The organism is Rossellomorea sp. RS05, assembly GCF_039822645.1.
In the GTDB taxonomy this organism is placed as follows: domain Bacteria; phylum Bacillota; class Bacilli; order Bacillales; family Bacillaceae_B; genus Rossellomorea; species Rossellomorea marisflavi_B.
This window is the reverse complement of sequence record NZ_JBDKWY010000014.1, coordinates 19,633-34,875: the sequence shown is the minus strand read 5'-3', so window position 1 is coordinate 34,875 and position 15,243 is coordinate 19,633. Positions and strand designations below refer to the sequence as shown.

At 48.0% G+C, this 15,243-nt stretch carries 15 protein-coding genes and 2 tRNA genes; 15 read left to right on the top strand and 2 right to left on the bottom strand.

From position 1 onward, the window contains the following. Positions 1-113: 113 nt before the first annotated feature. The 15 genes from spoVG to ABJ225_RS21310 all read left to right on the top strand — a co-directional run bounded on the left by spoVG (position 114) and on the right by ABJ225_RS21310 (position 14,851). On the top strand, positions 114-407 hold the full coding sequence (spoVG, locus tag ABJ225_RS21380; RefSeq protein WP_048007721.1) for a septation regulator SpoVG: 294 nt from the start codon (positions 114-116) through the stop codon (positions 405-407). A 315-nt stretch (positions 408-722) separates the two neighbouring features. Continuing rightward, entirely contained in the window at positions 723-2,096 is a 1,374-nt protein-coding gene (glmU, locus tag ABJ225_RS21375; RefSeq protein WP_347321548.1) for a bifunctional UDP-N-acetylglucosamine diphosphorylase/glucosamine-1-phosphate N-acetyltransferase GlmU, read from the top strand. Positions 2,097-2,109: 13 nt separating this feature from the next. Continuing rightward, a complete protein-coding gene (locus tag ABJ225_RS21370) occupies positions 2,110-3,069 on the top strand; it encodes a ribose-phosphate diphosphokinase (RefSeq protein ID WP_053429996.1) in 960 nt (319 codons plus the stop codon). Between the two features lie 210 nt (positions 3,070-3,279). Beyond that, a complete protein-coding gene (locus tag ABJ225_RS21365; RefSeq protein WP_347321547.1) occupies positions 3,280-3,933 on the top strand; it encodes a 50S ribosomal protein L25/general stress protein Ctc in 654 nt (217 codons plus the stop codon). Positions 3,934-4,016: 83 nt separating this feature from the next. Continuing rightward, complete coding sequence (gene pth / locus ABJ225_RS21360; protein WP_347321546.1) at positions 4,017-4,574, top strand: aminoacyl-tRNA hydrolase; 558 nt, start codon at positions 4,017-4,019, stop codon at positions 4,572-4,574. A gap of 67 nt (positions 4,575-4,641) precedes the next feature. Beyond that, a complete protein-coding gene (fin, locus tag ABJ225_RS21355) occupies positions 4,642-4,869 on the top strand; it encodes an anti-sigma-F factor Fin (protein ID WP_048007726.1) in 228 nt (75 codons plus the stop codon). 90 nt (positions 4,870-4,959) lie between these two features. Further along, positions 4,960-8,493, top strand: coding sequence for a transcription-repair coupling factor (gene mfd / locus ABJ225_RS21350; RefSeq protein WP_347321545.1), 3,534 nt, complete (start codon positions 4,960-4,962; stop codon positions 8,491-8,493). A 303-nt stretch (positions 8,494-8,796) separates the two neighbouring features. After that, positions 8,797-9,333, top strand: a complete 537-nt coding sequence (spoVT, locus tag ABJ225_RS21345; RefSeq protein ID WP_056541679.1) for a stage V sporulation protein T — start codon at positions 8,797-8,799, stop codon at positions 9,331-9,333. A 169-nt stretch (positions 9,334-9,502) separates the two neighbouring features. Beyond that, the gene (locus ABJ225_RS21340; RefSeq protein ID WP_347321544.1) at positions 9,503-11,119 is read left to right on the top strand and encodes a putative polysaccharide biosynthesis protein; all 1,617 of its coding nucleotides are present in this window, start codon (positions 9,503-9,505) and stop codon (positions 11,117-11,119) included. A gap of 3 nt (positions 11,120-11,122) precedes the next feature. Next, on the top strand, positions 11,123-12,592 hold the full coding sequence (gene yabN, locus ABJ225_RS21335) for a bifunctional methyltransferase/pyrophosphohydrolase YabN (RefSeq protein WP_347321543.1): 1,470 nt from the start codon (positions 11,123-11,125) through the stop codon (positions 12,590-12,592). Positions 12,593-12,636: 44 nt separating this feature from the next. Beyond that, positions 12,637-12,906, top strand: a complete 270-nt coding sequence (locus tag ABJ225_RS21330; RefSeq protein WP_347321557.1) for an RNA-binding S4 domain-containing protein — start codon at positions 12,637-12,639, stop codon at positions 12,904-12,906. Between the two features lie 78 nt (positions 12,907-12,984). Continuing rightward, entirely contained in the window at positions 12,985-13,287 is a 303-nt protein-coding gene (gene yabP, locus ABJ225_RS21325; protein ID WP_048007754.1) for a sporulation protein YabP, read from the top strand. After that, on the top strand, positions 13,284-13,934 hold the full coding sequence (gene yabQ, locus ABJ225_RS21320) for a spore cortex biosynthesis protein YabQ (RefSeq protein WP_056541685.1): 651 nt from the start codon (positions 13,284-13,286) through the stop codon (positions 13,932-13,934). The genes yabP and yabQ overlap by 4 nt, the downstream gene beginning before the upstream one ends. Before the next feature lie 27 nt (positions 13,935-13,961). Beyond that, positions 13,962-14,339, top strand: coding sequence for an FtsB family cell division protein (locus tag ABJ225_RS21315; protein WP_053429990.1), 378 nt, complete (start codon positions 13,962-13,964; stop codon positions 14,337-14,339). A gap of 89 nt (positions 14,340-14,428) precedes the next feature. Next, positions 14,429-14,851: a S1 domain-containing RNA-binding protein gene (locus ABJ225_RS21310; protein WP_053429989.1), complete on the top strand. Its 423-nt coding sequence runs from the start codon at positions 14,429-14,431 to the stop codon at positions 14,849-14,851. A gap of 132 nt (positions 14,852-14,983) precedes the next feature. On the opposite strand, the gene ABJ225_RS21305 is transcribed toward ABJ225_RS21310, so the two are convergent. Both ABJ225_RS21305 and ABJ225_RS21300 read right to left on the bottom strand, forming a co-directional pair. Continuing rightward, positions 14,984-15,055: transfer RNA gene (locus tag ABJ225_RS21305), tRNA-Glu, on the bottom strand. 9 nt (positions 15,056-15,064) lie between these two features. After that, positions 15,065-15,141: transfer RNA gene (locus tag ABJ225_RS21300), tRNA-Met, on the bottom strand. Positions 15,142-15,243 lie beyond the last annotated feature (102 nt).

The following is a 15,243-nucleotide window of genomic DNA, read 5'->3' as shown; positions in this document are numbered from 1 at the left end:
AATACGGATAATAAAATAAAATTTTGAAAAAAATATGATCTTTAAGAAGGAATATTCAAAAAAATGTTGAATACATACAGTAGATTTCATCTAGGGAAAAGGTGGTGAACAGAATGGAAGTGACAGACGTAAGATTACGCCGTGTTAACACCGATGGCCGAATGAGAGCGATTGCATCTATCACGTTGGATAATGAATTTGTCGTACACGACATCCGTGTGATCGATGGGAACAATGGCTTATTTGTGGCAATGCCAAGTAAGCGCACTCCTGATGGGGAATTCCGAGATATCGCCCACCCGATTAATTCAGGTACCCGAGGTAAGATCCAAGATGCTGTTTTAGAAGAGTATCATCGTCTAGGTGAGTTAGAAGAAGTAGAACTGGAAGAAGCGGGGGCTTCTTAAGAATTGAATGCATCTAGAGCCTACTACTATGTAAGGCTCTTTTTTTATGTGCGGGGTTTTTGTTTCGCTTACCTTATACCCTCCATCGAAAGGAGTAAACCTGTTTTTGTGAACTTTTTTTAAAATATGGGTGATTGTGCAGCTGGAGAGGTTTCGGATGGATGAATCGCTTTCAATTTTCAGGGTGACATTTTTCCTCTTCCATGCAAGCATCCTCTCCTTTAACAAATATATGTACTTTTAGAGGAATCCTTGAAATGGGTGAGTTTTTAGGATATATTCGTTATGGATAAAAAGGTTATTGGAGGATCCGAGATGACAAATAGATATGCCGTTATTTTAGCTGCCGGTCAGGGGACCCGGATGAAGTCTAAGCTATATAAAGTGCTTCATCAGGTGTGCGGGAAGCCCATGGTTGAGCATGTGGTCGATCATATTTCCACATTGAACGTGGAAAAGACGGTCACGGTCGTCGGCCATGGTGCAGAGCTCGTCAAGTCCCATCTTGAAGGGAAGAGTGACTTTGCCCTGCAGGCGGAGCAGCTGGGAACGGCTCATGCGGTAAGGCAGTCGGAAGATGTGTTAGGGAATCTGGAAGGCACTACTTTAGTCGTATGCGGAGATACTCCCCTCATCAAGGGTGAGACGATGGAAGCGCTGGTTGCACATCATGAAAGTCTCGGCGCGAAGGCGACCATCCTTACAGGGCATACGGAAGCTCCGGATGGATATGGACGTATCATCCGTAATGATCAGGGATTGGTCGAGCGGATCGTCGAGCATAAAGATGCGACAGACGAAGAGCGACGCGTGAAGGAGATCAATACGGGAACTTACTGCTTTGACAATAAAGCTCTTTTCGAGGCTTTGACGAAGGTATCGAATGATAATGTCCAAGGGGAATATTACCTCCCGGATGTGATTGAGATCCTCAAAGTCGAAGGAGAGATTGTCAGCGCATATCAAACAGGCGATTTCGCTGAAACGCTGGGTGTGAATGATCGAGTGGCCTTGGCACAGGCCGAGATCACCATGCAAGGGCGCATCAACGAATTTCATATGAGAAATGGTGTAACCATCAAAGATCCAAAAAATACGTACATTGATTCAGATATTACGATAGGGAGAGATACGGTCATCCTGCCAGGGACGGTGCTCAAGGGGAACACGGTCATCGGTGAGGATGCAGTGGTCGGACCGAATACGGAAGTGAAGGATTGCACAATTGGCGATCGCACTGTCCTGAGACAATCCGTCGCACACGATAGTTTCATAGGAGCAGATGTCCAGATCGGTCCATTCGCTCATATCCGACCGGCTTCAAACATCGGCGATGAAGTGAAGATCGGAAACTTTGTCGAGATTAAAAAGGCTTCATTCGGAAAAGGAAGCAAAGCGTCCCATCTCAGCTACATCGGCGATGCCGAGGTAGGCAGTGACGTGAATCTCGGCTGTGGCTCCATCACAGTGAACTATGACGGGAAGAATAAATTCCTTACCAAAATCGAGGATGGTGTATTCGTAGGCTGCAACTCGAACCTCGTGGCGCCGGTGACGATCGGACAGGGCGCCTATGTGGCTGCCGGGTCGACCATCACGGAAGACGTACCGGGTGAGGCACTCTCTATCGCAAGAGCACGCCAGGTAAACAAAGAAAATTATGCTCAAAATCTAAATCATAAGAAATAATTGGAGGTCCACCATGCCAAACTCTTATACTAATTCGAAGCTTAAAATATTCTCTCTTAATTCCAACTACCATTTAGCGAAGGAAATCGCTGATGAAGTAGGCGTGGAACTCGGTAAATCATCTGTTAAACGATTCAGCGATGGGGAAATCCAGATCAATATCGAAGAAAGCATCCGTGGCTGTGATGTATTCGTCATCCAATCGACTTGCGAACCAGTGAACGAAAACCTCATGGAACTTCTGATCATGGTGGATGCCCTTAAACGTGCGTCTGCTAAAACAATCAGCATCGTTATGCCATACTACGGTTATGCCCGTCAGGACCGTAAAGCGCGTGCCCGTGAGCCAATCACGGCGAAGCTTGTGGCGAACCTGCTTGAAACGGCTGGAGCAGACCGCGTCATCACACTTGATCTTCATGCTCCACAGATTCAAGGATTCTTCGATATCCTCATCGATCACCTTATGGGTGTTCCAATTCTTGCGGATTATTTCGAGAAGAGAGACTTCAACCGTGATGACCTCGTGATCGTATCCCCTGACCACGGAGGAGTGACACGTGCCCGTAAGCTTGCAGAAAGACTCAAAGCACCAATCGCCATCATCGACAAACGCCGTCCGCGTCCAAACGTAGCGGAAGTCATGAATATTGTCGGGAATATCGATGGTAAAGTGGCCATCCTCATCGATGACATCATCGATACGGCTGGAACCATCACCCTGGCAGCCAATGCCCTTGTGGAAAACGGAGCGAAGGAAGTATATGCATGCTGTACGCATCCTGTCCTTTCAGGTCCTGCCATCGAGCGCATTGATAACTCCATGATCAAAGAACTTGTTGTCACGAACTCCATTCCTCTCGGAGACGAGAAAAAGATCGGTAAAATCAAACAGCTTTCCGTTGCACCGCTCATCAGTGAAGCGATCATCCGCGTCTATGAGCAGCAATCTGTCAGCACGTTGTTCGATTAATATTTTGAAAGGATCCCCCAGAATCACTGGGGGATCTTTTTGCGTTTTTAACGAAAAAGCTCAAACGGCCATACGCCTTGATATGCGGGCATCCTTCCCGTTCCTCGAAAGGGATCGGACTGCAATCATGTTTAAATCGATACTGAATGGGGAAACAAATAAGTATAGAATTTTTCATCTAAACGAATTTGGGAAGGTGTTGGATAACTTATGGCAACAGAATTGAAAGCAACCAAACGTAAAGACTTCAAACGTTCTTCACTAACGGAACTACGACATAAAGGAAGCATCCCTGCAGTAGTGTACGGGTATAAAACGGATAATACGGCCATCGAGGTCGACGCGATTACATTCATCAAGACGATTCGCGAAGTTGGACGCAACGGGATCATCTCCCTTAATGTGGACGGCAGCAAACAAAACGTCATCCTGAACGATTATCAACAGGATCATCTCAAGGATGCCGTCACTCACGTGGACTTCCTGGCAGTCAACATGTCACAGGAAATTGACGCTGACGTACGTATCGATCTATCGGGTGAATCGGCAGGAGTGAAAGAAGGCGGAGTCCTTCAGCAACCACTGTATGAGGTATCAGTTTCAGCGAAACCATCTGATATCCCAGACAGCATCGAAGTCGATATCGCCGGACTTCAAATCGGTGATACCGTCACGATCGGTGATATCCGTGATCAATTTAACTTCACCATCAACGATGAAGACGAAACAACCATCGCTTCCGTTCTTGCACCGCGTCAAGAGGAAGACATTGATTCCGGTGAGAAGCAGGAAGAAGATTCTCCTGAAAGCGAAGAAGGCGGAGAGTCCGAAGCCTCTTCAGAAAACGGATCCAAAGAAGAATAATTTAACGTTTTACAGCGTAACCTTTTGCAGGTTACGCTTTTTGCGTTATTCTATTGATATAAGGTCAAAACGAGGTGTAAGAAATGAAATTGATAGTAGGATTAGGAAACCCGGGAGCGCGCTTTGATCAAACGCGTCATAATATCGGGTTCGACATTATAGATGCCCTTGCCGACAACCTGGGCACCCCCCTTGATCAGTCGAAGTTCAAAGGAGTCTATGGGGTTCACCGGCATAACGGAGAGAAGATCGTCCTTCTCAAGCCCCTTACGTTCATGAACCTTTCAGGTGAAAGCATCGTTCTCCTGATGGATTACTTCGACATTGCCAACGAAGACCTCCTCGTCATCTATGATGATCTGGACCTGCCAGTCGGTAAGATCCGCCTCCGGCAAAAAGGGAGCGCCGGCGGTCATAATGGAATCAAATCCACGATTGCCCATCTCGGTTCTCAGAACTTCAACCGGATCCGAGTCGGGATCGATCGACCGACAAACGGGATGAGCGTCCCTGATTACGTGCTCGGGAAGTTCTCCAAGGAAGATGAGGTTGAGCTCGACAAAGTCATCACTTCCAGCGTGGAAGCATGTAAAACATGGTTTGAAAAACCGTTCATCGAAGTGATGAATCACTTCAACTGATGAATGAATACTTCCTTCCAAAGCCGTTCATACTAATGGGTAATGAAAGGTTTGGAGGGAAGGAAATTTGGCTATTCACTATCAGTGCCGGCATTGCGGTACAAAGGTCGGGACCCTTACCCACGCATGCAACTCGGAAACCCTCGGTCTTGATCGGCTGTCGGATGAGGAGAGGCTGCACATGATCCATTACCGGAATGACGGTGATATCGAGATTAAAACCATTTGTGAAGACTGTCAGGAAAGCCTTGAGCGGTATCCTGACTATCATGGGTTGGACCATATCATCCAGTAAGACGCTTTGGTGAAGAACCAAAGCATTTTTCTGTTTAAATATGAAAGAGCGATCATATATATAGATTGAAACACGGGGAGGAGCGTACTCTTGAAAGGAATTCTAACATATGTCCATCAGAGCGAAGAAGTCCAGTCCCTGATCACAGGGATCGAGGAACGTCTTTCAGAGCAGCTTGTGGCAGGACTTTCGGGTTCTTCCAGAAGCGCTTATATAGCAGATGTCTATCTGCAGACGAAGCGGTCGACGATCGTTGTCACACATAATCTGTTCCAAGCACAGAAAATCTATGAGGATCTGGTGCAGTTCCTTAGTGAGGACGAGGTCTATCTGTATTCAGCCAACGAACTGATTGCAGCTGAACTGAGCGTGGCGAGCCCGGAACTCAGGGCCCAGAGAATCGAAGTGCTGAACAAGCTTTCCCAGCGTCAGAACGGGGTGTACATCGTCCCGGTATCAGGCTTGAGAAAGATCCTGCCACCGATGGACCTGTGGATCAAGAACCAGATCCGTTTCAACGTCGGTGAAGACATCGATCTGGATGAGATCTTGAATCAGCTTGTCCAGATGGGCTATCAGCGCGCAGGCATGGTAAGCACGCCGGGTGAATTCAGTCTCAGGGGAGGAATCGTCGATATTTTCCCTTTGACATCACAGCATCCGGTTCGAATTGAATTATTCGATACGGAAATCGATTCCATCCGCATGTTCTCAGTGGAGGATCAGCGGTCCATCGACAAACTTAAGACGGTCGATATCGGACCTGCCACAGAGGTTCTCCTTACCTATCAGAACATCGAGCGGCTGATCGGAGAAATCAATAAAGGTCTATCCAAAAGCTTGAAAAAGATCAAGTCTGCTGGCGTCAAAGAAAAGATGACGGAATATATCGGTCATGAAGTCGAGCAGCTGGAGAACGGTCAGGTGCCGGAACAGATCTTCAAGTATCTGTCCCTCGCCTATGAAACGCCTGCTAGTCTATTAGATTATCTGCCTGAAGACGGCGTCCTCTTCTTCGATGAGTACAGCCGTGTGCAGGAGATGAGCGAGTCCCTTGAGAAAGAGGAAGCCGAATGGTATACCTCGTTGCTCTCCGAAGGGCAGATCATCCATGACATGGTCGTGTCGCATCCTTTTGCATCCCTTGTATCCAATGCGAAACGATCAAAGGTGTATTTCTCCCTGTTCCTTCGTCAAATACCGAATACGAGCCCTCAGAACATCTTCAATGTATCCACGAAGCCCATGCAGAACTTCCACGGGCAGATGAATGTGTTGAAAGCGGAGCTCGACCGGTGGAAAAAAGGAAAGTATACCGTCGTTCTCTTGGGGCCGGATGAAGAGCGTGTAAGAAAGCTTCAGCGCGTACTGGATGATTATCAGATCGAAATTGCATTCGTAAAAGACGGCGGCACCCTTCTTAACGGAAAAGTCCAGATGATCAATGGAAGCTTGACGAACGGCTTTGAACTTCCTCTGCAGAAGCTTGCCGTCATCACGGAAGAGGAGCTCTTCAATAAGCGCACGCAGAAAAAGCCGAGAAGGCAGAAAATGTCCAATGCCGAGCGGATCAAGAGTTATTCCGAGCTGAAGGTGGGAGACCTTGTCGTCCATGTGAATCACGGGATCGGGAAGTATTTAGGTATCGAAACGCTTGAGATCAACGGTGTTCACAAGGACTATCTCCACCTGAAATACCAGGGCAGTGATAAGCTCTATGTCCCAGTCGATCAAATCGATCTGGTCCAGAAATATGTTGCCTCGGAGAATAAAGACCCGAAGCTGTACAAACTTGGCGGGAACGAATGGAAGAAGGTTAAATCAAAGGTTGCTTCTTCCGTACAAGATATTGCCGATGACCTTATCAAGCTTTATGCCGAAAGGGAAGCGGCGAAGGGATACGCCTTCTCACCTGACGGGGACATGCAGAGAGAGTTTGAAATTGCCTTCCCATACGAGGAAACCGAAGATCAGCTCAGGTCGATCCATGAAATCAAACTGGATATGGAGCGGGAGCGCCCCATGGACCGCCTCCTGTGCGGGGATGTCGGATACGGGAAGACCGAAGTTGCAATCCGTGCGGCCTTCAAGGCCATTGCCGACGGGAAGCAGGTCGCCCTCCTTGTACCGACCACGATCCTTGCTCAGCAGCATTATGAAACCATCAAGGAACGATTCCAGGACTTCCCGGTGGAGATCAGCCTCTTGAGCCGATTCCGTACGCGGAAGCAGCAACAGGAGACCACCAAAGGCCTGAAAGATGGCACGGTCGATATCGTCGTCGGTACCCACAGGCTCTTATCGAAGGATATTCAATACCGCGACCTTGGCCTTCTCATCATCGATGAAGAACAACGATTCGGCGTCACACATAAAGAAAAGATCAAACAGCTGAAAACCAATATCGATGTACTGACACTCACGGCTACACCGATACCGCGTACCCTTCACATGTCCATGCTCGGAGTGAGGGATCTCTCCGTCATTGAAACGCCGCCTGAGAACCGTTTTCCTGTCCAGACCTATGTGATGGAGTACAACGGCGCCCTCATCAAAGAGGCGATCGAACGTGAGATGGCACGTAATGGTCAAGTATACTTCTTGTACAACCGCGTCGAGGATATCGAGCGGAAGGCAGACGAAATCTCGATGCTGGTACCGGATGCCAGGGTGGCGTATGCCCACGGCCAGATGTCAGAGAATGAACTGGAAGCCGTGATCCTCGGCTTCTTGGCAGGAGAATACGACGTCCTCGTCACGACGACGATCATCGAGACAGGGGTCGACATACCGAACGTCAATACCCTCATCGTCTTTGATGCGGATCGAATGGGTCTCTCCCAGCTCTATCAATTGAGGGGGCGTGTCGGAAGGTCGAACCGCGTGGCATACTCGTACTTTACCTACCGCAAGGACAAAGTCCTGACAGAGGTAGCGGAGAAGAGGCTTCAGGCCATCAAGGAATTCACGGAACTCGGGTCTGGGTTCAAGATCGCCATGCGCGATTTGACCATCCGGGGAGCGGGGAATCTGCTCGGAGCCCAGCAGCATGGGTTCATTGATTCCGTCGGTTTCGATCTGTATTCTCAGATGCTCAAAGAAGCGATCGAGGAGCGTAAAGGTGATCGTCCTAAGCAACCGGAAGCCTCACTTGAGGTCGATCTTGATCTTGATGCATACATTCCGGACACCTACATCAAGGACGGCCATCAAAAGATCGAAATGTATAAACGGTTCCGTGCCCTTTCTTCCCTTAAAGAAGTTGAGGAGCTGGAAGAAGAGATCCTTGACCGGTTCGGGGAATATCCTGAAGAAGTGGGCTATCTGTTCCTGATATCGGAAATGAAGGTCTATGCGAGGAATACAAGACTCGACAGCGTCAAGCAGGATAAGAAGAGCGTGAACATCTTCATGTCGCCTGAAGGTACGGCGGCCATCGATGGATCGAAGGTATTCGACATCTGTTCGAAACATGGAAGGGTTGTAGGACTCGGCATGGAAGGGTCCAAACTCAAGATCTCCATCAATACCACAAGACTGAAAGCAGACAAATGGTTCAATATGGCATATGACATTGTGAAAAATTTGGACCAGGCTTTGAAAACGGAAGTTCATGAAGCCTGACCAATCTTAATATTTGTCATAGAAAACATATACAGTGCCGGTTTTCCTTACCAATCGTTATGATAATGTAACTCAAATGTAAATGCGCTCGTAGTTTGATTTTACTATGATAAGGGTATTAGTATTAATGCAGCTGCCATTGATGGAAAAAGATACCTCTATTAGCATTTAAGAGAAATGACAGAAATAATAACTGATTGTGTATAGAACTTCTAAGTTGTAAGATACTAAACTCAATTACGGTAGAGCGGCTTCAATCGCTTTACCCTATAAAATCATCTGATGAAAGTGAGGCAGCTATAGATGAAGGCAACTGGTATTGTTCGTCGTATTGATGATTTAGGTCGTGTAGTCATCCCGAAAGAAATCCGCAGGACCTTGAGGATCCGTGAAGGAGATCCCCTTGAGATCTTCGTCGATCGCGACGGCGAAGTCATCTTGAAGAAATACTCTCCGATCTCGGAGCTTGGAGACTTTGCGAAAGAGTATGGTGAAGCATTGTATGACAGTCTCGGAAGTGCGGTATTGATCTGCGACCGTGACGCCGTCATCGCCATCTCAGGAGCATCCAAGAAGGAATACCTCAATAAGAATGTCGGTGAACTCATCGAGAAGGTGATGGAGGACCGCGCATCCCTCCTTCACACCCAGCAGGGACAAGCCGAGCTTGTTGACGGCCACGGGGAAGATCTTTCTTCCTACACCATCGCCCCGATCGTTGCCAATGGCGACCCAATCGGTGCAGTGGCAATCTTCTCTAAAGATCGCACGGTTGGTGAAGTGGAACATAAAGCGGTTGAAACGGCAGCCAGCTTCTTGGCAAGACAGATGGAGCAATAATATTTTCATGGGAGCGGCTCTTGGCCGCTCTTTCTTTTTTTGTTGATAGTGGAATTCATCCCGCCACTTTCATTTGTGGTAAACTATTTTTAAGAAATCCCACGCTTCGATCATTGGGAATATGCAGGGTTCCTTCATGGAAGGAAGCCTTTGAAAGGCAGAGATTTCATTGGGTCATACATACTCCTCCAAAGGATTTCTGAAGGGTGCGATGATCCTCACCATGGCGGCACTTGTGACAAAGTTATTGAGCGCCGTCTATCGGATCCCTTTTCAGAATATCGTAGGAGATATTGGATTTTATATTTATCAGCAGGTGTATCCTTTTTACGGGATTGCCCTTGCCCTCTCCACTTATGGATTCCCTGTGATCATCTCAAAAATGGTGGCAGAGAAGGTCGACAGGGGAGATCAGGAAGGGGCAAAGAAGGTGGCGGCCACCTCATTCATCTTCCTCCTCCTCGTGGGAGTGATCTGGTTTGTTGCCGTCTATGCAGGCGCCGATATGATTTCGACCTGGATGGGGGATCCTCAGCTGGCCCCTTTGATCCGTGTCATATCCTTATCCTTCTTGCTACTGGCCCCATTATCGGTCCTCAGGGGGTACCATCAGGGGAAGGAGCAGATGGTCCCTACGGCGGTCAGTCAGGTGACTGAGCAAAGTATCCGCGTCGTGACCATCCTGGTGTCGTCCACTGTCCTCCTTGCCAAAGGGAATTCTCTCTACGCTGCCGGACAGGGGGCGCTATTCGGCTCGATTACGGGAGGGCTTGGTGCCGTGATCGTCCTGGTTTTATTTACGGCAGCGAAACAGGAAGGGTTGTTTACTGGCATTTCTTTTTTCCCTAAAGGGTTCGGAGGGATCTGGACGGCCCTCATGAAAGATGGAACAGCCATCTGTGTGAGCGCCATGCTCCTCGTCCTTCTTCAGTTTGTCGACTCCCTGAATGTATATGCACTGTTGACTACACACGGGGTGGGAGAGGAAGCTGCGAAGACCCTTAAAGGTGTCTATGACCGTGGACAGCCCTTCATACAGCTTGGGACCGTGGCGGCCACCTCCATCTCGCTGACGATCGTTCCCCTGGTCACCACGGCTTACCTGAAAGGGAAGCAGGAGCTCGTAAGGGACTACAGTCAGCTTGCGTTGAAGATCAGTATCCTTATCGGTTTTGCGGCAACGCTCGGACTCGTGAATATCATGGTGCCCACAAATACGATGCTGTTTGAGAATGCAGACGGATCCAGCGTATTGTCGGTGTTTTCCTTATCGATTTTCTTCAGCTGTCTGATCCTTACGTTTTCAGGCATCCTGCAGGGGATCGGAAGGATTTATTTCCCCGCAGCCATCATCATTGGCGGGATCCCGATCAAATACATCCTGAATATGCTCCTTATCCCTATGTTCGGTGTCATGGGTGCATCACTCTCGACGGTTCTTACATTGGGATTGATCACGATCGGGCTTGTGTGGAAGATGAAACGATTATTCGGAATCAGCTTGATCACCCCGTCATTTTATAAGAGCCTTTTTATCAGCGGTGCAGGGATGACCCTCGTCCTGCAGGGCCTGTTGCTTGGCTACAGGTGGCTCCTGACAAACGGGGCGCATGAGCGGATGACCTCGGCGCTCTTCGCCCTTGTCGGTGTGGCAGTGGGGGCGGGGGTGTTTCTCTTCTTATTCCTAAGAGCGGGGCATCTATCAGAAGAAGAAATCAGCTTTTTGCCATTCGGCAGTAAAATGAACCGGTTGAAGAAAGGCCTTCAGCCCCGGTATAGAAAGTAGTGAATGCAATTGAGCCATACCATAACAGTCATCGGACTCGGTGCGGGGGATTTAGATCAGATCCCTTTGGGTGTATATAAACAGTTGAAAAACGAACATCATCTATTCCTCCGTACAAAGGAACATCCTGTCGTGAAGGAACTGGAATCGGAAGGGATGACCTATACATCCTTCGATTCCGTATACGAAAAGCACGAGCGCTTTGAAGCGGTATACGAGGAGATCGTTCAAGAGCTTGTGGCCGCTTCCAAGGAGCATTCGGTCCTGTATGCGGTTCCGGGACATCCCCTTGTAGCGGAGAAGACCGTCCAGCTGCTCCTTGAGCTCCAAGAGAATGGAGAAGCGGAGGTCGTGATCGGAGGGGGACAAAGCTTCCTGGATGCCCTGTTTGCTTCCGTCGGCGCCGATCCCATCGATGGCTTCCAGCTCCTTGACGGGACGAGCCTAAGCGTCCACGATATCCAGATGACCCAACAACTCATCATCGGTCAGGTGTACGACGGCTTCATCGCGTCGGAAGTGAAACTGACACTCATGGAGCTCTATCCATATGATTTCGAAGTCATGCTGGTAACGGCGGCTGGCAGCTCAGATGAGAAAGTGGAGCGACTCCCTCTCGTCGAGCTTGATCGTGTTGCACAGCTGAGCAATCTTACGAGCCTGTATGTACCTGCAGTAAAAGATCGCTCACAGCGATACAAGCAGTACAGCGCTCTGAGGGAGATCATTTCGACTTTGAGGGGACCGGACGGCTGTCCATGGGACCGAGAGCAGACCCATCAGTCACTGAAGAAATATCTGATTGAAGAAACATATGAGCTCTTGGAAGCGATCGATGAGGATGATATCGATCATATGGTTGAAGAATTGGGGGACGTCCTCCTCCAGGTCCTCCTTCATGCCCAGATCGGGGAAGATGAAGGCATGTTCAATATGGAGGAAGTAATGGAAGGACTATCATCCAAAATGGTTCGCCGGCATCCTCACGTATTCGGTGATGTCGAAGTCGGGGATTCGGCAGAAGTGAAAGCGAACTGGGCAGAGATCAAGAAGCAGGAGAAAGGCGGACAGAGTCAGCCACCGCTTCTAAAAGGTGTCGCCAAAGGAGCACCTGCTCTTATGAAGGCCTATGAATATCAGAAAAAGGCAGCAGGTGTCGGCTTTGATTGGGACAACGTCAAAGGTGCCTGGGAAAAAGTGTGGGAAGAACTGAAGGAATTTGAACAGGAAGCCGAGAATGGAAGTGAACAGGACCGGAAGCAGGAATTCGGTGACGTCCTATTCGCCCTCGTGAATGTATCAAGATTTTACCGCATTCACCCTGAAGAGGCCCTGTCCATGACCAATTCAAAGTTCTATCGTCGCTTCTCCCACGTGGAAGAGCGCGTGAACCAATCTGGAAAACCATTCGAAGATCATTCCCTTGAAGAGCTGGATGCATTTTGGGATGAAGCGAAGAATGAATCACATTAATGGCTGTAAAGCCGTAAAAGGAGAGAATGAGAATGGCAACCACCATGAGGCTGGATAAGTTTTTGAAGGTATCACGTTTGATCAAACGGAGGACCCTTGCCAAAGAAGTGGCCGACCAGGGGAGGATCTCCATCAATGGGACCCAGGCCAAAGCAAGCTCCAATGTAAAAGTCGGGGATGAGCTCAGTGTGAGGTTTGGGCAAAAGGTCATGAGGGTAAAGATTGAAAGGCTTTTGGAGACGACTAAGAAAGAAGAAGCAAGCGGCCTGTATACGGTCCTGTCTGAAGAAAGGGTCAACCAGGAGGAAGTGTGACCCCTGTTTTGGTTCTAATTCCATCATCCACACCATAACATGGTACAAAGCTTGTACTATGGGATGTGAGGGATGAAGATGAATCAATATCATGATGGCAATAAAGAAAAGGCAGTCTTTCAGGAACACGATGTCATGATGAGGGGACGCAAACTCCTCGATATCACGGGAGTCAAGCAGGTTGAGAGCTTTGATAATGAAGAGTTCCTCCTTGAGACGGTCATGGGTTTTTTATCCGTCCGTGGACAGAACCTTCAGATGAAGAACCTCGATGTGGATAAGGGGATCGTCTCGATCAAAGGGAAGGTGTTCGACCTCGTCTATCTTGATGAACAAAGCGGGGAGAAAGCTAAAGGTTTCTTTAGCAAGCTGTTTCGATGACACTCACCACCCAATTCTATACGATGCTCTCCATGATCGGCATGGGGGCATTATTCGGGGCGTCCCTGGACACGTACCATCGATTTCTTAACAGGAGCCAGCGGAAGCGCTGGTTCGTCTTTATCAATGATGTCCTGTTCTGGGTCCTGCAGGCTCTCGCCATGTTCTACATTTTATTCGTCGTCAACTTCGGAGAGATCAGGGTGTACATATTCGTGGCCCTGCTCTGCGGATTCGCTGCGTATCAGGCGCTTTTCAAGACGTTGTATACAAATCTGCTGGAGAAGCTCATCCTCTTCACGATCTCCTTTTACCGCTTCTTGGTGAAGATGGGGCAAAAGCTCATCTATTCACCGGTGAAATGGATCATTTTTATGATCCTGGCAGTGGTTCTCTGGATACTGAAAACGGTATATGCCGTCATCCGATTCGTATTCAGGACAGCATGGCGGATCGTATACGGGGTACTGAAGGTCGCATTGGCTCCGATCTGGTGGATATTTCGAACAATTTGGAAACTATTGCCGAACCATCTTACAAAAAGAGTCGATAAGTTATATAATAAAATGGCAGGAATTATGAAGTCCAATGGCAAAAAAGTATATACATGGATCCGGAAATGGACCATTAAAAAAAATAAAAAATGACCGCATCGGGGAAAGGGAGGTTTGGAAATGGGAAGAAACGTCACTCCGATGGAGAATGAATATGTCCGCCAGCAGGAAAACAAACATAAAGCATCCTCTAAAAGAAAAAAACGTTTAGTCCGCCGTCTTTCCGTGTTCTTCGTCTTAGCAATCGCCATCACAGGATTTATGGTCTCGACGCTCATTTCCAGGGCTCAGGTGCTTGAAGACAAGAAAGCAGAAAAGGTACAGCTGGAGAAAAACCTTGACGCACTGAAGGAAAAACAAACGGCATTGGAAGAAGAAATCGTGAAGTTGAATGATGATGATTATATCGCCAAACTGGCCAGGCGTGATTATTTCCTATCGGATAATGGAGAGATTATCTTTAATATTCCTGAATCTGGAAAGGATAAAGAGAACTAAAGGAGAGGTGTCTTATTGACACTCTTTTTTTTAATTGGCTATAATATAGAGTAGGTTTATCTAACATTCTAAGGAGGAGCATTTCTTTTATGTCAATTGAAGTAGGCAGCAAGTTACAGGGTAAGGTAACAGGAATTACAAATTTCGGAGCGTTCGTGGAATTAGCAGAAGGTACGACAGGTCTGGTTCACATCAGTGAAGTAGCCGACAATTATGTCAAAGACATCAACGAGCACCTTAAAGTTGGAGACGAAGTGACAGTTAAGGTTATCAACGTTGAGAAAGATGGAAAGATCGGCTTGTCCATCCGTAAAGCTAAAGACCAACCACAACGCCCACAGCGCCCGCAACGTCCTCAACGCCCACGCAACAACAAACCGGCTGACACCCGTACGAAGGAAAACTTCGAACAAAAGATGGCGCGCTTCTTGAAAGACAGCGAAGACCGCTTATCTTCATTGAAAAAAAATACAGAGTCTCGCCGTGGTGGAAGGGGAGCGAAAAAAGGATAACTTGCTGTCTATTAATCCATATAGCAGGTCCTCATGCAGATGCATTCAATGAATGTATCTGTTTTTTTATTGTTTTTCATACAGGTGCATACAAAAAAGGACCACTTCGATTGAAGTGGTCCTTCTGTATGATGACCCGTACGGGATTCGAACCCGTGTTACCGCCGTGAAAGGGCGGTGTCTTAACCGCTTGACCAACGGGCCTCAAAGATATGGTAGCGGCGGAGGGGATCGAACCCCCGACCTCACGGGTATGAACCGTACGCTCTAGCCAGCTGAGCTACACCGCCATATAGTGGCCTTTAAGGCACAAAAACTATAATACCCACAAAGAAATGCAAAGTCAATACTATTTCATAAATAATTTGTCAAAACGCGGTTGAGCCTGATAG

Bases quoted from the DNA above. Each gene is read 5' to 3' on its own strand.
- spoVG (WP_048007721.1), top strand. From the start codon at position 114: ATGGAAGTGACAGACGTAAGATTACGCCGTGTTAACACCGATGGCCGA.
- glmU (WP_347321548.1), top strand. From the start codon at position 723: ATGACAAATAGATATGCCGTTATTTTAGCTGCCGGTCAGGGGACCCGG.
- ABJ225_RS21370 (WP_053429996.1), top strand. From the start codon at position 2,110: ATGCCAAACTCTTATACTAATTCGAAGCTTAAAATATTCTCTCTTAAT.
- ABJ225_RS21365 (WP_347321547.1), top strand. From the start codon at position 3,280: ATGGCAACAGAATTGAAAGCAACCAAACGTAAAGACTTCAAACGTTCT.
- pth (WP_347321546.1), top strand. From the start codon at position 4,017: ATGAAATTGATAGTAGGATTAGGAAACCCGGGAGCGCGCTTTGATCAA.
- spoVT (WP_056541679.1), top strand. From the start codon at position 8,797: ATGAAGGCAACTGGTATTGTTCGTCGTATTGATGATTTAGGTCGTGTA.
- yabN (WP_347321543.1), top strand. From the start codon at position 11,123: ATGCAATTGAGCCATACCATAACAGTCATCGGACTCGGTGCGGGGGAT.
- ABJ225_RS21330 (WP_347321557.1), top strand. From the start codon at position 12,637: ATGAGGCTGGATAAGTTTTTGAAGGTATCACGTTTGATCAAACGGAGG.
- yabP (WP_048007754.1), top strand. From the start codon at position 12,985: ATGAATCAATATCATGATGGCAATAAAGAAAAGGCAGTCTTTCAGGAA.
- yabQ (WP_056541685.1), top strand. From the start codon at position 13,284: ATGACACTCACCACCCAATTCTATACGATGCTCTCCATGATCGGCATG.
- ABJ225_RS21315 (WP_053429990.1), top strand. From the start codon at position 13,962: ATGGGAAGAAACGTCACTCCGATGGAGAATGAATATGTCCGCCAGCAG.
- ABJ225_RS21310 (WP_053429989.1), top strand. From the start codon at position 14,429: ATGTCAATTGAAGTAGGCAGCAAGTTACAGGGTAAGGTAACAGGAATT.